Origin of the sequence: Corynebacterium sp. H78 (assembly GCF_037572275.1) — a bacterium.
Lineage (GTDB): Bacteria > Actinomycetota > Actinomycetes > Mycobacteriales > Mycobacteriaceae > Corynebacterium.
The window spans coordinates 822,573-841,205 of the sequence record NZ_JBBHKX010000002.1 but is presented as its reverse complement, the minus strand read 5'-3'; the positions used below and the strand labels follow the sequence as shown (position 1 = coordinate 841,205).

Below are 18,633 nucleotides of genomic sequence, written 5' to 3'. Positions count from 1 at the left end.
TTTTCTTGTACGATTACCTCTTCCCTACAGCACTTACAAAGAGGATTTGATGAACTTTCCTTCCGCTAGCGACGAACCGTCGCAAAGCGAAACAACTAAGGCTGCAACACCGTACTTAGCGATCTACGTGTTGTTGGCCGCCGCATTCATCGCGATTCTGAACGAAACAGTGATGAGCGTGGCTATCCCGGTGATTAAGGATGACGTCGGTATTACCGCTACCACCGCGCAATGGGTAACAACGGCGTTCCTCCTGACGATGGCCGTCGTTATTCCGATAACTGGTTTCATTATCGGGCGCTTCCCGTTGAAGACAGTATTCGCACTTTCACAGGGCCTATTTGCTGCGGGTACGGCCATCGGTGTGTTCGCACCATCGTTTGGTGTGGTGCTGGTCGCGCGTATTACGCAGGCTGCTGGTACAGCGATCCTCTTGCCTTTGCTCATGACGACGGTGCTGATGCTCATTCCTGTCCACAAACGTGGCGCGATGATGGGCAACATGTCCATCGTCATCGCTGTCGCTCCTGCGATCGGTCCGACGGTGTCTGGTTTCATTCTGAAACTCTCCAACAACAACTGGCATGCATTGTTTGAGAGCATGCTGCCACTGGGGCTCATCGTCCTCGTTGTAGGATACTTCCTCCTACCGCGTGACGACGCCCCGTCGGCAAAGCCGATCGACCTGCTGTCAGTGGCTCTGTCGGCGGTGGGATTCGGCCTGTCTGTCTACGCATTGAGCCTCATCGGCACCGATTCTGGTACCACCGTGTGGATCGTCGCGGCGATTGGTGTGCTGGGCTTGGTGGCGTTCGTTATTCGACAACGCAAACTCGCAGTGACGGATTCCGCACTACTCGATCTACGCGTTTTCAAGACACCAAGCTTTACTTTGTCAACGATTCTACTGGCGCTGGGCATGATCGCCATGTTCGGCGTGATTATTGTGCTTCCGCTCTACATGGCTTTGAAAGGCGTGGAAGTTCTCACCATTGGACTCATCCTCATGCCGGGGCCACTGGTAATGGGCCTCATGGGACCTTTCGTTGGTCGTGCCTTCGACCGCGTTGGTCCACGCCCTCTCGTGATCCCAGGTGCCGTCATGCTAACGCTGGGCATCTTTGGGCTCGGATTCATTGGCATGGACACACCACTGTGGTGGATCATCTCATGCCATGTTGTGTTGGAAATCGGTCTTGGCCTACTGTTTACGCCCCTGTTCACCTGGGGTCTGGGTGCCTTACCGCAGAAGCTCTACGCTGATGGTTCGGCAATCACCAACACCATTCAGCAAGTGTGTGGTGCTGCCGGCACTGCCCTCTTCCTCGCTGTTGCCACTATTGCGACGGGGATGCTTTCCGATTCGTCGGCAAGCGTAGTGCCTGCGCCGGATGTCATCGCCGGATATCGCGTGGCGATGTACGGAGGCGCAGTCCTGGGTGTGCTCATTATCTTCTTGGCTGCAATGGTCAAACCGCATCCGAAAACTGACGCCGACGTCGTTGCTGAAGTTGCCGGATAAGGGCAGCCAAACCGGATCTGCGAGAAAACACAACCCGCCGCCACTCCAAGGTATGGAGTAGACGGCGGGTTTTTCGTGGCCTATTGAGGGGGCACGAGCGTTAGTTCCAGCGGATTAGTCTTCCTTCACCAGAACCAGCGAGATCTTACCTCGGTTGTCGATGTCTGCGATTTCGACCTGAATCTTGTCGCCAACATTGACTACGTCCTCGACCTTTTCGATGCGCTTGCCATCGCCCAGCTTCGAAATGTGGATCAGACCGTCACGGCCTGGAACCAGCGACACGAATGCGCCGAACGCGGTGGTCTTGACGACGGTGCCCAGGTAGCGTTCGCCGACCTTTGGCAACTGTGGGTTAGCGATCGCGTTGATCTTCTCCACAGCAGCATCTGCCTGCTCGCCCTTTGCAGCCGAAACGTAGATAGTGCCATCGTCTTCGATGGAGATATCTGCGCCGGTCTCCTCAGTAATCGAGTTGATGGTCTTGCCCTTAGGTCCAATCACCTCACCGATCTTCGAAGGTGGAACCGAGATGGTGGTGATCTTTGGTGCCAGTGCGCTCATCTCGTCTGGTGCCTCGATGACCTCAGCCATCGTTGCCAGGATGGTTGCACGGGCTTCGCGAGCCTGTTCCAGAGCATCAGCCAACACGCCGGAAGGAATACCGTCCAGCTTGGTATCCAACTGCAAAGCCGTAATGAACTCAGCGGTACCAGCGACCTTGAAGTCCATGTCACCGAATGCATCTTCGGCACCGAGGATGTCAGTCAGCGCAACGTACTTAGTTTCACCGTCAACGTCTCCGGAGACCAGCCCCATGGCGATGCCCGCGACAGGTGCCTTCAGTGGCACACCAGCGTTGTACAGCGCCATCGTCGATGCACAGACTGAGCCCATCGAAGTCGAGCCGTTAGAGCCCAGCGCCTCAGAGACCTGACGAATGGTGTACGGGAACTCCTCGCGGGAAGGAATGACTGGCGTCAGAGCGCGCTCTGCCAACGCACCGTGGCCGATTTCGCGACGCTTTGGCGAGCCAACTCGACCGGTCTCGCCGGTGGAGTATGGAGGGAAGTTGTAATGGTGGAAGTAGCGCTTGTGATCCACTGGACCCAGCGAATCGATCTGCTGCTCCATTTTCAGCATGTCCAATGTGGTGACACCCAGAATCTGAGTCTCGCCGCGCTCGAACAGTGCCGAACCATGTGCGCGAGGAATCAAATCAACTTCGACACCCAGGTCACGAATGGCATCTACCGCGCGACCGTCGATACGGAAGCCTTCAGTGAGGATCATGGTGCGGACGATGGACTTCATCAGAGCGTTGTACGCTGCTGCGATTTCCTTCTCGCGCTCAGGGAACTCGCCCTCGAGCTTCGTCAGGATCTCTTCCATGTAGGCGTTAGTAGCTTCGTCGCGGTCCTGCTTCGAAGGCTGCTTCAGCAATGCTGGCAGCTTGTTGGCAGCCAGCTTCTCGACGCGCGCATACACATCATCTTCGTATGCAGGGAACAGAGGGAACTCACGGCGTTCCTTAGCAGCTTCTGCTGCAAGAGCCTTCTGAGCGTTGCACAGTTCTGCGATGAATGGCTTCGCTGCTTCCAAACCTTCAGCCACAACGGACTCGGTTGGAGCTGGGCGCCCCTCCTTGATGAGCTCGGTGACCTTATCGGTTGCGCCGGCCTCAACCATCATGATGGCCACGTTATCGTTCTTGTCCTTGCGACCACGTCCGCGGCCACGGCCACGTCCGCCCTTTGGAGCTTCGTCGGTCAAACGTCCTGCGACGACGATCTCGAACAGAGCCTGCTCGTGCTGCTCGTGGGTTGGGAATGCTACCCACTGGCCCTTCGGATGCGCATCGTCGGCAATGAGTGCCATGCGGACGCCACCAACTGGACCAGAAACTGGCAGACCAGAAAGCTGAGTTGCAGCGGAGGCAGCGTTGATAGCTACTACGTCGTACATGTCCTTCGGATCGAGGGACATAACGGTGATGATGATCTGAACCTCGTTGCGCAGACCCTTCACGAAGGTTGGGCGCAGTGGGCGGTCGATCAAACGGCATGCGAGGATCGCGTCAGTGCCTGGGCGTCCTTCACGACGGAAGAACGAGCCAGGAATACGACCTGCTGCGTACATGCGTTCTTCCACATCAACGGTGAGGGGGAAGAAATCAAAACCCTCACGAGGGTTGTTGGAAGCACACGTGGTGGCGAGCATCATGGTGTCGTCATCCAAGTATGCAGTAACCGCGCCATCAGCCTGTCGAGCCAGCTGGCCGGTTTCAAAGCGAATTTCACGGGTACCAAAGTCACCATTGTCGATGACTGCAACCGTTTCTACGATGTCGTCAAAATCCTGGTCGTCGTAGTCAAACTGGTTATCGCTCATGCGGGGTTAATCCACGCCTTTCGATTAGCGAAGCCCCTAGGGCAATCGTCGGTGCCGCCCTAAATATTTTCGTCTCGAGGCATCGCGGAAATTCTACCAGGAAAGAACTACCAGTTGAGAAACGAAAACCCCCGCACGACCGTGTCACAGCACGTCGTCGGAGGCGAAACTCTAATTAAAGAGTGAAAATTAGCGGCGCAGGCCGAGGCGCTCAATGAGCGAACGGTAGCGGTTGATGTCGTTGTCAGCCAGGTACTGCAGCAGACCCTTACGACGACCAACGAGCAGCAGCAGACCACGACGGGAGTGGTGATCGTGCTTGTGGTACTTCAGGTGCTCGGTGAGCTGACGAATACGGGTGGTCAGCAGTGCAATCTGAGCTTCTGGGGAACCTGTGTCGGTCTCGTGCAGACCGAATTCCTTCAGAACTTCAGCCTTCTTATCAGCGGAAAGCGCCATGGCTTTTCTCCTCTTTCGCAATGTAATGGTTATTTCAGTCCACTAGGGCGACAGCACACACGCGAAATTGTGGAACTGTCTGGCTTATCCGCAACTGTTTGTGGACCACAGTCACGACCGAGGCGCTACTTTACCAGTCACCCCCGTCAGCAACCTAATCGCAGTTCTGCGTCTATGACCGAGTAATAATGCCCAAGAATTCGCGGGTCTGTTCCACGTCGAGATTCATCCGTTCAATGAGTGGCTCAATTCCATCGAACTTCTCCATGCCACGGATTCGCTGAATGAAGTCGATAGAACCGTACAAACCGTAAAGGTTCGCGCTGCGATCAATAACGAACGCTTCCACCGTTCGCTCTGTGTCTCCGAACGTGACATTCGTGCCGACGGACACTGCTGCCGGGTACGCAACACCAAATTCGATGTCACCGTCAGGATCAATATCCGTGCGATGCTGCCCCGGTTCGACACGGAACCAAGCCGCATAAACGCCGTCTGCAGGAACCGCGAGTCCCTCCGAGTAATCAATGTTGGCAGTTGGGAACCCGAGCTGAGCGCCACCACGTCCCTGCCCGTGCACCACTTCACCTTCGATCCGGTGCGGGCGATCAAGGCACTGTGCTGCACCGGCGACGTCACCGTCGGCAAGGCATTCGCGGACTCGGGTCGACGAGACACGTTCGCCTTCACATGTCAACAGTGTGACGACGTTGATGTCAATCCCCGCTGCCTTTCCATGCTCAGGCATCGTCTCAGTGGTACCTGCTGCTTTTGCTCCGTAGGAAAAGTTCTCACCGACGAAGACAGCCTTTGCATGCAGGGTCTTTCCCAGTATGTCCGATACGAATGCCGCGGGCTCAATCGACGCGAACTCGCGAGTGAAGTCGACGATCAAGAAGTAGTCGATACCCAAGGCTTCGGCCAACTCTGCGCGACGGTCATATGTTGCCAACGCTGCTGGTGCTCGATCCGGCGCGAACAACGCGATGGGATGTGGCTTGAACGTCATGAGAACTGCAGGCAGGCCACGTTCCCGCGCATGTTCAACAGTTTGCGAAATGAGCTGCTGGTGTCCCTGATGAATGCCATCAAAGACACCGATGGTGACGACGGTATCGCCAAGTGTCGCGGGTACGTGTTCAAGTCCGTGCCAGATTTCCACGCGCTTTAGCCTACCGACATCTATTCGCTCCCACGACATGGGCTGGGCATAGGATGGGCTGTTATGACAGAAAATAAGGCACCTGCCGACGCACCTGCCGTGGACCCACTTGCTGATTCCGGTGTTGTCATCGTGGATAAACCTGCGGGAATGACGAGCCACGATGTCGTCGGCAAGCTTCGCCGGGTGTTTAAGACTCGTCGTGTTGGACATTCGGGCACCTTGGATCCGATGGCAACGGGTGTCCTCGTCATCGGTGTGAATCGCGGTACCCGTTTCCTGCCTCATGTGCATGCAGATTCAAAGTCGTACGACGCGACCATTCGACTCGGCGCTGCAACTCTCACCGATGATATGGAAGGTGAAGTTCTCTCTACTGCCGACACTTCACACGTGACTGATGAAGCCATTCATACCGAGGTGGCTGCTCTGACCGGCGACATTATGCAGCGTCCAGCATCAGTATCGGCAGTCAAGATCGACGGTGTTCGTGCTCACGAACGTATTCGTCGTGGTGAAACTGTTGTGCTTCCCGAGCGTCCCGTCACGGTTTCGCGTTTCGACGTACTGGATATCCGCCGCCACACCGATGACGCCGGTAACCATCTCGACATTGATGTCAGCGTCGACTGTTCTGCTGGCACGTTCATCCGCGCGCTCGCCCGGGACCTAGGAGCTGCGCTAGGTGTTGGCGGTCACCTCATTGCGTTACGACGAACCGCCGCAGGCACCTTCACCATTGCTGACGCACAAACACTGGAGTCACTGCAGGAAGCAACACATCCGCGCATGTCATTGAGCCTCGATGAGGCGTGCGTGCGCTGCTTCCCTACCCGAGATATCACTGAGGAGCAGGGACGCGACTTAGCTCTCGGCAAATGGCTTGAGCCGATTGGTTTAGCAGGTGTCCATGCTGCACTAATGCCGAATGGTCAGGTGCCGGCCTTGATTACAGAGTCTGGAAAGCGTGCGAAGACGGTGTTCGTCGTCAGGCCATCGACCCTGTAGCTGCGGGAATGATCGCCGCCGTTGCCACATAGCCATACCCCACGCGCCACACTCCCCGAATGGTGCTCAAGTGTTCAGCAGGAATGCTGCTGGTGTCAGGAATACTGAGGAGCACTCGCGCAGTAAAGGTATGCCCCGCTTCGATTCGAAGATCTACTTCGTCAAAACCTAGCCACTCATCTGTGAGTGGAAACCACGCTTTATAAATCGACTCTTTAGCACTAAATAGCACTACGTCAAGGCTGTGCGAGTCCACACATGACACACCAAGTGCTTGAGCGTCTGGAGTCTGACACGACAACGCATGCAAATGCCGACGTTCGCTGTCGCTCGCGACCTCTTTTAATGTGCTCGGTGGCATCGTGCGCGCTGATTCGACATCGATACCAACGGACGCGATGTTGCTGCTCAGCGCCGTCGCAGCAGCAACCCAGCCATCCGTATGGGTGATCGAACCGACGATATTCGCTGGCCACAGTGGCTCCCGCGTCGCGCCCCGCAGAATCGGCGCCTGCGCGTCTACCGGCATGCCCGTCAACGATTCCATCGCGGCATGCGCACACCATCGCCCATCTGCGAAATCCTGCATTCGCTTTGCGACGGAGCCCTCGACCAGCACAGCTTCTTCAAGGAATTGCAACCCGTGATGACAGGCAAACCGGCCGCCTTCTTCCACAACTGCAATCGGCAGTCCAGTGGTAGCGATCATGGGGCCGACAAGTGCTTGCTTCACGATCCCTGCTCCTGTTCCGAAGGGGCTGCAACGTCTTTGTGCCATGAATTACCACGGTATCGAGCGACAACGAATACGAGGCGAATAAACAGAAACGCCAGCAGACCGCACCAAATACCGGTCAGCCCCCAATCGAAGAAATAGGTCGCCCAGACTGGTGGCAAGAATCCGAGAACCACTGCCGTCACTGTTGCGTTGCGCAAGAAAGCAGCATCACCTGCTCCTAAAAGGACACCGTCGAGGGCAAACACGATGCCGCCAATGGGAATCATCGCTACTAGCAGCCACCAGGGTCCACTAATGATGGCATCCTGCACGGATGGATCTGCAGAGAACAATGCCGGGATGATGGCAAATCCAGCTGCGAAAACAACTGCAAAGAACAGTGCGAATGCAGTTGACCAGGCAACGACTCGTCGTGAAGTCCAGCGAGCAATGGCAATCGAACCGAAGCCGAGTGCTGCGCCGACCAGGGTCTGAGCGGCGATGGCGAGTGAGTCGAGAAGAAGGCTCAGGAGGTTCCACAACTGCAGCAAAATCTGGTGACCGCCGAGAGCTTGCTCACTGATCCGCCCCGCAACCGCAGCTGCCGACAAAAATGCGACCTGGAATGCAAGTGAGCGAACAATGAGATCACGCCCTAGGACCAATTGCTCCTTGATGATGCGGGAATCTGGGCCTAGCGGAATCTCGTGGTGCCGAGTGTGTTTCACTAACTCACGCAGAAACAACGCAGCCGTAATGGTTTCTCCCGCAACTGTGGCAACAGCTGATCCGATCAGCCCCAACCACGCCACGAGCGGAACGATAGTAAGCGCTGCTGGGCCAAGACCACACAGTACGAAAATCAGTGGGCGGCGAGTATCTTGCAAACCTCGCAACCAACCATTGCCAGCCTGAGTTAACAGCGTCAATGGGATACCGATGGAGGCTATCGACAACCACCGCGCCGCATCAGTGGCGACACTGCCAAGTGGAGTAAGCCAACTTGTAAAGACTCCAGCAAAAGTGGCGACAATGGCCATCAAAACCATGCCGACGAAAGCCGCCACCCAGGTCGCTTGTAAACCTTCTCGGACCACACCTGGAGTATCGCCACGACCGAAAGCGCGGGATGCTCGCGCAGTTGTTCCATAGGCCAGAAATGTCAACTGAGTCGTCACCATCGCGAAAATGGTCGAGCCAGCTGCTAGCGCAGCCAATTCGGTAGCACCCAAACGCCCGATGACAGCAGTATCCAACAGCAAGTACAGCGGAGGTGCGGCAAGCACGCCAAGCGCTGGAAGAGCTAGCGACAGAATCGTGCGAGCCGTGACATTGAACTGTGACGCAGAAACCTCCGTGTCGTCGCGACTAAGCATTCGGTTCAGTACCGCTCAATGCACCATCGTCCTCGAGAGACACAGTCGCGGCGGCAAGTTCGGAGGTTGCCAGCAGCTCGGCGAGGATGTCCTCTCGCGAACCACGGAAACTGTAGCCAGCCGCACGCACGTGACCACCACCTCCGAGTGCTGCCGCAACTAATGAAACGTCGACCTTTGCGATCGAACGCAGCGAGACTGACCAGTAGCCAGGCTCGTACTCCTTGAAGACTGCAGCGACATCCCCGCCGGAGGTCGTTCGAACAATATCGATGACAGCATCAACTTCATCGTGACCGACCGTTTCCTGATCTTCGTACGACACCGTCGCATAGACCAGACCAGCACCTTCGCCCCAACCAACGTCCTGGCCTGCCGTGGCCATCACGCGACCGAGGAATGGCAGAAACTCAAATGGGTGATTATCAAGCAGCTGTGCACCGATCGTGCGTGGGTCCAGGCCCTTGTCCAGCAATCGCGCAGCAGCAGAGTGCATACGTGACCGTCCAAACTGGAAGGACGCCGTGTCCGTCAACAGACCGGCGTACAGCGCGTGTGCCATGTCTCGGTTCAGTTTAATTCCCCAGACTTCGAAGAAATCAAGGAGAACCATCGTTGATGACTCACTTTGACAATCAACCATATTGATAGTGCCGTAGCGAGAATTCGAATCATGGTGATCGACCACGATAAGGCGGTCTGACGCCATCATTCGGCCACGAAGCGCACCTAATCGCTCCGGGCTCGCGCAGTCCACCGAAATCCAGGTGTCAACGTCGGCCGGGATCTCCTGATAAGGGACGAAGCTGTCCCATCCCGGAATAGTCAGCAGTGACTTCGCCGGAAGGCCAGGTTCGCCATACGACGCCACCGCTGGAATTCCGCGTTGTGCCAAAGCCATCACCATTGCCGAAGCAGCTCCGATGGCATCGGCATCCGGGTGCACATGGCACACAACCGCTACTTTCTTTGCGGTTGCCAGCATGTCCTGGGTTTGCTGAATCGGTGCCGACATACGCCGGCTGATTGCCTGTGACAATTGATATGCGGCGCGGTCTGCAATAGCGTCGTTCATCAGCTAGCCCTCCTCAGGGTCGTCGCTGTGAATATACGGATCCTCACCGCCAGCAGGCTTTGCGTTCGCTGCCTGCTTAGCCAACTCCGCATCGCGCTGGCGAGTCTTTGCCAACAGTTCCTCCATATGGGCCGATGCTGCCGGAACCGTATCCACCTTGAAGTTCAACGTCGGAGTGTAACGAACTCCCGTGCCACGCCCCACCATCGAACGCAGCTGGCCACGAGCACGATTGAGCGCTTCCTCCGCCATCTCCCAATCAGGTTCTTCATCAATCGTGCGACCACGAACCGTGTAGTACACAGTTGCGTCGTGAAGGTCGCCCGTAACACGGCAATCAGTAATAGTTACTAACTCCAAGCGGTGATCCTTGATTTCCCGTTCAATGCCGCTAGCGACGATCTCGAGAATTCGCTTTGCCAAACGGCCAGCTCGTGCTTGATCTGCCATGCCGGATCAACTCCTCATTCACAATTCACAGATGTAAGTGCTGTGTTCAACTCTAAATTAACTGTTTCTATAAACGGGCACCGACATCGTGTGTTAGTGCCCGTGATGCCGACCCATGATACAGAACCGGACTACACCGTCAGGTGTAAGTGTGGGTCGCAGGGTTCGTCGACAAGCGCCTGTCCCCTAATAGCCCAGGCACGAGAAAAGCTCCGGCCCCGGCTCTGCCTCACGTGGCTGCAGAACTAGGACTGGAGCTTTTTACTCACCAATAGCAGGTGCCTGCTAGGTGCGTGGTACCTCGACCATCTCGTATGCCTCGATGATGTCGTCTACCTGGATGTCTGGGTAAGACAGGACCATACCGCACTCGTAACCAGCGGAAACCTCGGTTGCATCGTCCTTCTCACGACGGAGAGATTCGATGGTTGCGGAATCCGTGATCACGTTGCCGTCGCGTACCAGGCGAACCTTGGCATTGCGACGAACCTTGCCCGAGTCGACCATACAACCGGCGATGAGACCCACTGCGGAGGACTTGAACAGTGCGCGAATTTCTGCGCGACCCAGGTCCTTCTCTTCGTAGATTGGCTTCAGCATGCCCTTCATGGCTGCTTCCACTTCTTCGATAGCACGGTAGATAACCGTGTAGTAGCGAATCTCGACGCCTTCAGCGTTGGCGTACTCGGTGGCCTTGCCCTCTGCACGAACGTTGAAGCCAATGATGACTGCATCCGATGCGGCTGCCAGCGACACGTTGGTCTGAGTTACCGCACCAACACCGCGGTCGATGATGTTCAGCTGAACCTCGTCGTCGACCTCGATCTTGAGCAGCGCCTCTTCCAGTGCTTCGACAGTACCGGCGTTGTCGCCCTTGAGGATGAGGTTGAGGGTATTGGTTTCCTTCAGGATCTCATCCAGCGTCTCCAGGGAGACACGCTTACGGCTGCGCGCCTGCAGAGCGTTACGACGACGAGCGTCACGACGATCCGCAATCTGGCGTGCAGTGCGGTCTTCGTCAACGACGAGCAGGTTGTCACCAGCACCTGGTACCGAGGTCAAACCAAGGACCTGTACCGGGCGAGATGGGCCAGCTTCTGCAACGTCATTGCCGTGCTCATCGACCATACGACGGACGCGACCGTAGGCATCGCCGACAACAATCGAGTCACCGACGCGGAGGGTACCGCGCTGCACGATGACCGTTGCCACTGGGCCACGACCTCGGTCGAGGTGAGCTTCAATGGCAATACCCTGTGCGTCCATATCTGGGTTCGCACGGAGGTCAAGCGAAGCATCTGCAGTGAGCAATACAGCTTCCAGCAATGCATCGATGTTCGTACCCTGCTTTGCAGAGATGTCGACGAACATGGTGTCGCCACCCCACTCTTCGTCAGTCAAGCCGTATTCAGTGAGCTGACCACGGATCTTCTGCGGATCTGCAGATTCCTTATCGATCTTGTTCACTGCAACCACGATTGGCACATCTGCTGCCTTCGCGTGGTTAATTGCTTCGACGGTCTGTGGCATGACGCCGTCGTCAGCAGCAACGACCAAGATTGCGATGTCGGTTGCCTGAGCACCACGCGCACGCATAGCAGTAAACGCTTCGTGACCTGGGGTATCAAGCAACGTGACCTTACGGATGTCATCATCGAAATCGACGTTGACCTGGTAAGCGCCAATGTGCTGGGTGATGCCACCGGACTCGTGTCCACCGACATTTTCCTTACGGATCGTGTCGAGCAGTCGGGTCTTACCGTGGTCAACGTGACCCATGACAGTCACGACTGGAGGACGGATAACGAGGTCTTCATCAACGCCCTCGTCTTCACCGAACTGCAAGTCGAACGACTCAAGCAGCTCACGGTCTTCGTCTTCTGGGGAGACAACCTCAACCTTGTAATCCATTTCGTCGCCCAGCAGCTGCAGGGTTTCGTCGGATACAGAAGCGGTTGCGGTCACCATTTCGCCGAGGTTAAACAAAGCCTGTACCAGTGCTGCTGCGTCAGCGTTGATCTTCTCAGCGAAGTCAGACAGAGAAGCACCACGTGCGAGGCGAATGCTCTGGCCCTTGCCGTTTGGCAGCTTGACGCCACCAACGACGGATGGAGCCTGCATTGCCTCGTACTCGTTGCGCTTCTGACGCTTCGACTTACGACCACGACGTGGTGCACCACCTGGACGGCCGAATGCGCCAGCGGTACCGCCACGGCGACCGCCGCGACCACCGCGTGGACCGCCACCTGGACCACCTGGACCACCCTGGCCACCTGGACCACCAGAGCGACCGCCACGGCCACCACGGCCACCGGCAGCCTGAGCTGGCATCTGGCCGGGGCTTGGATGCGACGGCATCATCGATGGAGATGGACGATTACCGCCACCGCCTCCGCCACCTGGCTTAGGACCTGGACGGCCGCCGCCTTGTGGGCGCTGACCGCCCTGACGTGGGCCACCTGGGCGTGGACCTCCCTTGCCTGCACCCTGTGGACGTGGGCCACCTGGGCGACCGCCACCAGGCTTAGGACCTGGACGGTTGCCACCCTGTGGGCGTGGCATGTTCGACGGGCGTGGACCTGGTCGACCGCCACCGCTGTTGCCGGTGGAGAAAGGATTGTTGGCTACCCGTGGTGCACGAGCACCTGGCTTTGGACCTGGCTTTGGACCTGGTCGGTTGCCACTTTTAGCGCCCTGTGGGCGTGGTGCTGGCTGACCTGGAGCCGGCTTATTGGTACGTGGTGCACCTGGCTTCGACTGACCAGGCTTTGCGCCACCGTCGTTGAAAGTTGGCTTCGGGGTTGGCTTTGCAGGCTCACCTGGCTTAGGCAAGCTACTTGGCTTTGCTTCCCGTGCTGCAGGCTTCGCCGCCGGGGCTGGCTTTGCCTCCACTGGGGCGCCTGGCTTCGGCAACGATGGAGCCTTTGGCGCTGCTGCTGCCGGCTTTGGAGCTGGCTTTGCTGGCGCCTTCGGACCTGGCTTTGCGCCAGGCTTCGCTGCGGAACTAGCTGCAGGCTTTGCCGCTGGCTTAGCTGCAGGCTTCGCACCTGGCTTTGCGGTCTTCGCAGTTGGGGCATCAGACTGACCACCCTTTGCTGCATAGACTCGCTTCATCTTTGCGACGACTGGTGGTTCCACCGTCGACGACGCGGTCTTTACGAACTCGCCTTGCTCTTTGAGCTCAGCTAGGAGTTCCTTGCTGGTGACCCCGAGCTGCTTTGCGAGCTCATGGACACGGAGCTTTCCGGACACTACTCTCCTCACTTTTTGGAGTCGAGCAGTGCCGAATACGCGTGTACTACGCGCATCGGGATAGCTGTCGACTCCCGTTAATTCTTGCCGTTCATCGCTGATGCTTCATCGTGTGCTCATCAGTGTTCAGGTCTTTCTTTTGTCATTGTCCTGTTCCCACATATCTGTGAATCCTGGCGCTGAACTCCATCGGGAGATTCAGCAAGGTGGCGCAAATATTGGAGAACCGGGTTCGCATCTACACCAGTAGACACCTTGAGTGCGCGGCCGAATGCACGACGCTTGTCTGCCACTTCCCACGATTGCGTGGTCGGCGTAATCCAAGCACCGCGTCCAGGCATTCTGCGCCGTGGATCGGGCACAACGGTTAGCTTGCCTTCTTCGTCGCGGTGAGCGACGAGGCGAAGCAGTTCCCTTTCGGGCTTTCGTTGCCGAGTGGCGATACAGGTGCGTTCACGTACATTCATGACTGCCGGAGCTAATTGCCGAGCACATGCCATACGCGCGCCACACCCACCTTTCACCACTACGTTTATTCGGGCCGTCTCATAGTGTAACCCGAAACGACCCGCAAATTACAACCGCGTATAGAGTTTCTTATCACTTTTGCTACTTTTCGACGGCCGTCGTGAAGCAGAGTGGCAGCGAAACTATTCTGCGTCGGAGTGGATATCGATGCGCCAGCCGGTCAGGCGTGCAGCAAGACGAGCGTTCTGCCCTTCGCGACCAATAGCCAGCGACAACTGGTAGTCCGGAACGACGACGTGCGCGCGACGTTCTTCCTCATCGAGGACTTTGACGCTGACGACCTTGGCAGGGGCGAGAGCGTTACCAACGAACTTCGCTGGGTCTTCGTCATAGTCGATGATGTCGATCTTTTCACCACAGAGTTCATCCATGATGGTGTTGACGCGCTGGCCACGCGGACCGATACACGCGCCCTTGGCATTAAGCCCCTTCACGGTCGGGCGCACTGCTACCTTCGTGCGGTGGCCTGCTTCACGGGCGATCGACACCAGCTCGACTGCTTCATCGGCAACTTCTGGTACTTCCAGCTCAAATAGGCGACGTACCAACTCTGGGTGAGTACGCGACAGGTTGATCTGCACGCCACGTGGAGTCTTATTCACACCCACGACGTAGCACTTCACACGATTTCCGTGCTCGAGCTTTTCCCCTGGAATCTGTTCGGCTGGCAACAGAATGCCGTCACGGCCGTGCGCCTCTGAGCCAATATGAATGATGGCCATGCCTTTCTCGTTGGCATGGACATCACGCTGCACAACGCCGGAAATGACCTGGTTAGTCAAGTCTGCGTATTCGTCGAGAACCTTATCGCTTTCGGCATCGCGAAGGCGCTGGAGAATGGTCTGGCGAACTGGGTACGCGGCGATACGCTCAAAGTTCTCAGGCGTGTCGTCCCACTCAGCAATGAGGTTGCCCTCTTCATCGCGTTCCTGGGCGAACACAGTGACATCGCCGGTTTCTTGGTCGATGTTGACACGCGCGAAACGCGCTGGAGAATCCGACTTCGCGTACGTTTCTCGAAGTGATCGAGCCAGCAGTCCAATCATTTCTCCGACGGGAATACCTCGCTCCTTTTGCAAGGTGCGTAGTGCGGCGAGCTCAATCTTCACTTGTTAATCCTCCAGCCGAGAAACGGCATCATCAAATTCTAGACCCGAAAGCTCAGCTTCAGCTTCGGGAACATCAGAGAACTCAACTTGTACCACTGCTTGGCCTACAGTTTCCAATTCGAGAACCGACAGAAGCGCTTTCTTCCTGCCCTTAGTGCCCGAAGTTGTCACCAAAATCACGCTATCGTCAGAGTCGTTCAGCGCACCGATTCGCCCAACAATCTGAGCGCCATCCGCCAAGCGCACCTGCACCAACCGGTTCCGATTGCGCTTCCAATGACGTGGAGCCGTCAACGGAGCATCGATGCCTGGTGTAGACACCTCCAAGGTGTACTCCTGCGTCCCGAAATCAGCGTCACCCCGAGCCTCCGCAGCATCAAAAGCCTGCGAGATCTCTCGAGTGACCTCTTCAATGGTGTCCAAATCTGGTCGCACGTCGCCGTCGACAAGCACAATTACTTGGGACTTACGTCCTGCTCGAACCACCTTGACACCTTCAATGTCAAGGTTGAGAGACGCTACAACTGGGGCGAGGATGGACTCGAGGATTTCTGCAGACGGGATAGCCATGCCTGAAAGTTTAGCCACGAAGAGCTTTCCACAAGAATCCGCCGTTTCCGGGTGAGCCAACGGGTGCAGTCCGGGCGGATCGTGGCACGATAGAGTGCGTGATTTCTCGTCGTGTATTTCTTGCCGGTTCAGCGGTCTCTCTAGGAGGGGCCGCGTTCGCGTTGTCGGGATGTGACGTCGTCAAAGGTCCACAAGCAGACGCAACGCTCGAGGCGCACTGGGCGCTGGCAATCCGAGATATCGAGATGTTGTCCGGCACTACTAGCGAGCTCGATCCCAACGGTCAGTACGCGGAAGCGATCACGGCAGCACTGCACGCACGCAGTGAGCACGAAGGCGTCCTCAGCACTGAGATCCGACGAGTGTGTGGCACGTATGACGATGGCAGCGTTGATGAGGAGTGCATCGCAAAGCCTGCGCCTGCAGCTAAACCAGCACCAGCAGCCGACGCTTCGCCCGCCTCAACGGCGACATCCGCGGCCACATCTGCGACGGCCACATCTTCCCCAGCGAGTTCCACCGCAGCGCAGCCAGCGGACTCTACCCTGGCGATGCTACTGAGTGATTCTCGCTCGTCAGCGTCCCTGCTGGATTCCCTCGCGAAGAAGAAGTCACTGAGCGAGGACTACGAGACCCTTCTCGCCGCTGCCATTGACGGTGGGCTGGTACTGGTTCTCCGCGCAATGGACGTCGAATGGGAAGATCTCGTACCTCGCACTCCCCTCGCGGCCGCTGAACTTCACGACGATCTGCCACACCTCACTACCGCGCTTACCGCTGAGTTTGCACTCATTTACGGGATGGGTGTGGCTGCGCCACGGATAACCGAAGAGTACCGCGAATCAACGATGACCAGTGCAGATAGGCATCGTCAACTGCGCGACAACGCACTTGCCGTGTTTACCGCATGCAACGCCACTCCACCAGTTGCCGAACCCGGCTACATCGAAGTCAAATCTGCACCTCAGCCGGAAGACGATGCAGCTGGTTTCGCTGCTGCACTAGAAGGCGCTTGCGCTACGGCATGGCGTACTGCCGTCATGGAATGCAAACACCCGCAGGCGAGACTGTTCGCGCTACAGGCGGCAGGAATCTCGCAAGCGGGTGCAGAAGTTTTTGCAGGTAACCCAGAAGCGCCACTTCCGGGCATGGAGCTCGCCAACTCCTAAGCAGTTTTTCTCATGAGTCGGCGGGCTCCCAGTGGTGTACTCAGTTACGCATTCACCAAGTTGACGATGGTGTCAGCAGCACTGGTGTAATCGATTTCGGTTGTCTCGCCAGTCAGGCGGTTACGAAGCTCAACCTTGCCGTCCGCAAATCCACGACCGACGATGACCACAAACGGCATTCCCAGCAGCTCGGAGTCCTTGAACTTTACGCCCGGGCTGACCTTCGGACGATCGTCGAAAAGCACGGAGACACCGGAAGAATCCAAGCTTTCGGCGAGCTTCTCCGCTGCAGCCGCAGCTTCAGCATTCTTGTTGGCGATGACGACGTGCGCTGCGTACGGAGCTACAGCCACGGGCCACCGCAGGCCACGCTCATCAAGGTACTGCTCTGCGAGAACCGCGACCAGTCGCGATACGCCAATGCCGTAAGAACCCATCGTTGGGCGGGCGCGCTTGCCGTTGACATCGAGAATGTCGACTTCAAACGCGTCGGTGTACTTGCGACCCAGCTGGAAAATGTGCCCAATCTCGATACCACGCTCCAGAGTCAGGGTGCCCTGACCATCTGGTGCAGGGTCGCCTTCGCGAACCTCGGCAACATCAATGATGCCGGCTGGGGTGAAGTCACGGCCACAGACGAGGTCAACAACGTGCTTGTTTGCCTCATCAGCACCAGTGATCCACGCGGAACCTTCAACCACGCGAGGGTCGACATACAACGGAACCTCGTTCGCAGCGAGACCGCGAGGGCCGATGTAGCCCTTGACCAAGAATGGATTTTCAGCGAAGTCACGTTCGTCCAACGCACGAACAGTTGCTGGCTCGAAAGCAGCTTCCAAGCGCTTCTCGTCGATAGCGCGGTCACCAGGGACACCAATACCCATGATTTCTTCAGGTAGTGGGTTGCCCTTCTTGTCGACCTGCTTACGGTCCACGGCAATCATGTAGCACTTCAGGGTGTCTGCACCCACTACTTCACGGCCAAGACCAGCAGCCTCCGAATTAGCCCATTCAACGAGGGCCTCAATCGTGGTCGCGTCAGGAGTGGTGTGCACAACCGCATCAGGCTTGTCATCGATGGCCTGCTTTTGCGGTGCTGGGATCTGTACAGCTTCCACATTCGCCGCGTAATCAGAGGCTGTGGAGCGCACAAACGTGTCTTCACCGTTCGAGCTCACTGCCAAGAACTCTTCGGAGGCAGAACCGCCCATAGCGCCGGATGTCGCTGCGCAAATCGCATATTCGATGCCCAAGCGATCAAAAATCCGTTGATAAGCGCCACGGTGCTTCAGGTAAGACTCATTCAAACCCTCGTCATCCATATCGAAGGAATACGAATCCTTCATGATGAATTCACGGCCACGCAGGATGCCAGCTCGCGGACGAGCTTCATCGCGGTACTTCGTTTGAATCTGGAACAACGTCACTGGGAAGTCCTTGTACGAGTTGTACAGATCCTTCACTGCGAGCGCGAACATCTCTTCATGCGTAGGCCCGAGCAGGTAGTCCGCTTCCTTGCGGTCCTTCAAACGGAACAAGTCATCGCCGTATTCAGTCCAGCGGTTAGACGCCTCGTACGGATCACGTGGAAGCAGGCCTGGGAAGGAAATCTCCTGTCCGCCAATGCTTTCCATCTCTTCACGCACAACAGTTTCCACGTTGCGCAGGACCTTCAAACCGAGTGGCAGCCAGGAGTAGATTCCTGGTGCGTGGCGACGGATGTATCCGGCGCGAACGAGCAACTTGTGGCTTGGTACTTCGGCATCAGCCGGGTCGTCCCGCAAGGTACGCAGGAAGAGCTGAGACATACGCGTGATCATGAATGGGATATTACCCCGCCGTCA

General features: G+C 57.0%; 15 protein-coding genes. 3 read left to right on the top strand and 12 right to left on the bottom strand.

The genetic code is table 11. From position 1 onward, the window contains the following. Positions 1-49 precede the first annotated feature (49 nt). The gene (locus tag WG934_RS04915; protein ID WP_339978145.1) at positions 50-1,522 is read left to right on the top strand and encodes an MDR family MFS transporter; all 1,473 of its coding nucleotides are present in this window, start codon (positions 50-52) and stop codon (positions 1,520-1,522) included. A gap of 114 nt (positions 1,523-1,636) precedes the next feature. Here WG934_RS04915 and WG934_RS04910 read toward each other — a convergent pair whose 3' ends face one another. From WG934_RS04910 to WG934_RS04900, 3 genes are all read right to left on the bottom strand, one after another. Further along, positions 1,637-3,913: a polyribonucleotide nucleotidyltransferase gene (locus WG934_RS04910; RefSeq protein ID WP_339988942.1), complete on the bottom strand. Its 2,277-nt coding sequence runs from the start codon at positions 3,911-3,913 to the stop codon at positions 1,637-1,639. Between the two features lie 189 nt (positions 3,914-4,102). Continuing rightward, complete coding sequence (gene rpsO / locus WG934_RS04905) at positions 4,103-4,372, bottom strand: 30S ribosomal protein S15 (protein WP_339978142.1); 270 nt, start codon at positions 4,370-4,372, stop codon at positions 4,103-4,105. A gap of 172 nt (positions 4,373-4,544) precedes the next feature. Next, complete coding sequence (locus tag WG934_RS04900; RefSeq protein ID WP_339978141.1) at positions 4,545-5,534, bottom strand: bifunctional riboflavin kinase/FAD synthetase; 990 nt, start codon at positions 5,532-5,534, stop codon at positions 4,545-4,547. Between the two features lie 63 nt (positions 5,535-5,597). Here WG934_RS04900 and truB point away from each other — a divergent pair, with 63 nt between their 5' ends. Then, a complete protein-coding gene (truB, locus tag WG934_RS04895) occupies positions 5,598-6,542 on the top strand; it encodes a tRNA pseudouridine(55) synthase TruB (RefSeq protein ID WP_339978140.1) in 945 nt (314 codons plus the stop codon). Here truB and WG934_RS04890 read toward each other — a convergent pair. The 8 genes from WG934_RS04890 to rimP all read right to left on the bottom strand — a co-directional run bounded on the left by WG934_RS04890 (position 6,523) and on the right by rimP (position 15,620). After that, positions 6,523-7,275 carry a 4'-phosphopantetheinyl transferase family protein gene (locus WG934_RS04890; RefSeq protein WP_339988941.1) on the bottom strand — a complete coding sequence of 251 codons (753 nt, stop codon included), beginning with the start codon at positions 7,273-7,275 and terminating at the stop codon, positions 6,523-6,525. The genes truB and WG934_RS04890 overlap by 20 nt on opposite strands. After that, complete coding sequence (locus WG934_RS04885) at positions 7,272-8,636, bottom strand: MATE family efflux transporter (RefSeq protein WP_339988940.1); 1,365 nt, start codon at positions 8,634-8,636, stop codon at positions 7,272-7,274. The genes WG934_RS04890 and WG934_RS04885 overlap by 4 nt, the downstream gene beginning before the upstream one ends. Then, positions 8,629-9,711 carry a DHH family phosphoesterase gene (locus tag WG934_RS04880; RefSeq protein ID WP_339978137.1) on the bottom strand — a complete coding sequence of 361 codons (1,083 nt, stop codon included), beginning with the start codon at positions 9,709-9,711 and terminating at the stop codon, positions 8,629-8,631. The genes WG934_RS04885 and WG934_RS04880 overlap by 8 nt, the downstream gene beginning before the upstream one ends. A 3-nt stretch (positions 9,712-9,714) precedes the next feature. Then, a complete protein-coding gene (rbfA, locus tag WG934_RS04875; protein WP_339978136.1) occupies positions 9,715-10,161 on the bottom strand; it encodes a 30S ribosome-binding factor RbfA in 447 nt (148 codons plus the stop codon). 285 nt (positions 10,162-10,446) lie between these two features. Beyond that, positions 10,447-13,413, bottom strand: a complete 2,967-nt coding sequence (gene infB, locus WG934_RS04870) for a translation initiation factor IF-2 (RefSeq protein ID WP_339988939.1) — start codon at positions 13,411-13,413, stop codon at positions 10,447-10,449. Between the two features lie 119 nt (positions 13,414-13,532). Further along, complete coding sequence (locus WG934_RS04865) at positions 13,533-13,880, bottom strand: YlxR family protein (protein WP_339988937.1); 348 nt, start codon at positions 13,878-13,880, stop codon at positions 13,533-13,535. 183 nt (positions 13,881-14,063) lie between these two features. Next, entirely contained in the window at positions 14,064-15,050 is a 987-nt protein-coding gene (gene nusA, locus WG934_RS04860) for a transcription termination factor NusA (protein ID WP_339978133.1), read from the bottom strand. A 3-nt stretch (positions 15,051-15,053) separates the two neighbouring features. Then, positions 15,054-15,620: a ribosome maturation factor RimP gene (rimP, locus tag WG934_RS04855; RefSeq protein ID WP_339988936.1), complete on the bottom strand. Its 567-nt coding sequence runs from the start codon at positions 15,618-15,620 to the stop codon at positions 15,054-15,056. Positions 15,621-15,718: 98 nt separating this feature from the next. Between rimP and WG934_RS04850 the strand changes: the two genes are divergently transcribed. Next, the gene (locus WG934_RS04850) at positions 15,719-16,789 is read left to right on the top strand and encodes a DUF4439 domain-containing protein (protein WP_339988935.1); all 1,071 of its coding nucleotides are present in this window, start codon (positions 15,719-15,721) and stop codon (positions 16,787-16,789) included. Positions 16,790-16,833: 44 nt separating this feature from the next. On the opposite strand, the gene WG934_RS04845 is transcribed toward WG934_RS04850, so the two are convergent. Continuing rightward, on the bottom strand, positions 16,834-18,609 hold the full coding sequence (locus WG934_RS04845) for a proline--tRNA ligase (RefSeq protein ID WP_339978130.1): 1,776 nt from the start codon (positions 18,607-18,609) through the stop codon (positions 16,834-16,836). Positions 18,610-18,633 lie beyond the last annotated feature (24 nt).

Bases quoted from the DNA above. Each gene is read 5' to 3' on its own strand.
- rbfA (WP_339978136.1), bottom strand. From the start codon at position 10,161: ATGGCAGATCAAGCACGAGCTGGCCGTTTGGCAAAGCGAATTCTCGAG.
- WG934_RS04910 (WP_339988942.1), bottom strand. From the start codon at position 3,913: ATGAGCGATAACCAGTTTGACTACGACGACCAGGATTTTGACGACATC.
- rimP (WP_339988936.1), bottom strand. From the start codon at position 15,620: ATGGCTATCCCGTCTGCAGAAATCCTCGAGTCCATCCTCGCCCCAGTT.
- WG934_RS04865 (WP_339988937.1), bottom strand. From the start codon at position 13,880: ATGAATGTACGTGAACGCACCTGTATCGCCACTCGGCAACGAAAGCCC.
- WG934_RS04885 (WP_339988940.1), bottom strand. From the start codon at position 8,636: ATGCTTAGTCGCGACGACACGGAGGTTTCTGCGTCACAGTTCAATGTC.
- truB (WP_339978140.1), top strand. From the start codon at position 5,598: ATGACAGAAAATAAGGCACCTGCCGACGCACCTGCCGTGGACCCACTT.
- rpsO (WP_339978142.1), bottom strand. From the start codon at position 4,372: ATGGCGCTTTCCGCTGATAAGAAGGCTGAAGTTCTGAAGGAATTCGGT.
- WG934_RS04845 (WP_339978130.1), bottom strand. From the start codon at position 18,609: ATGATCACGCGTATGTCTCAGCTCTTCCTGCGTACCTTGCGGGACGAC.
- WG934_RS04880 (WP_339978137.1), bottom strand. From the start codon at position 9,711: ATGAACGACGCTATTGCAGACCGCGCCGCATATCAATTGTCACAGGCA.
- WG934_RS04915 (WP_339978145.1), top strand. From the start codon at position 50: ATGAACTTTCCTTCCGCTAGCGACGAACCGTCGCAAAGCGAAACAACT.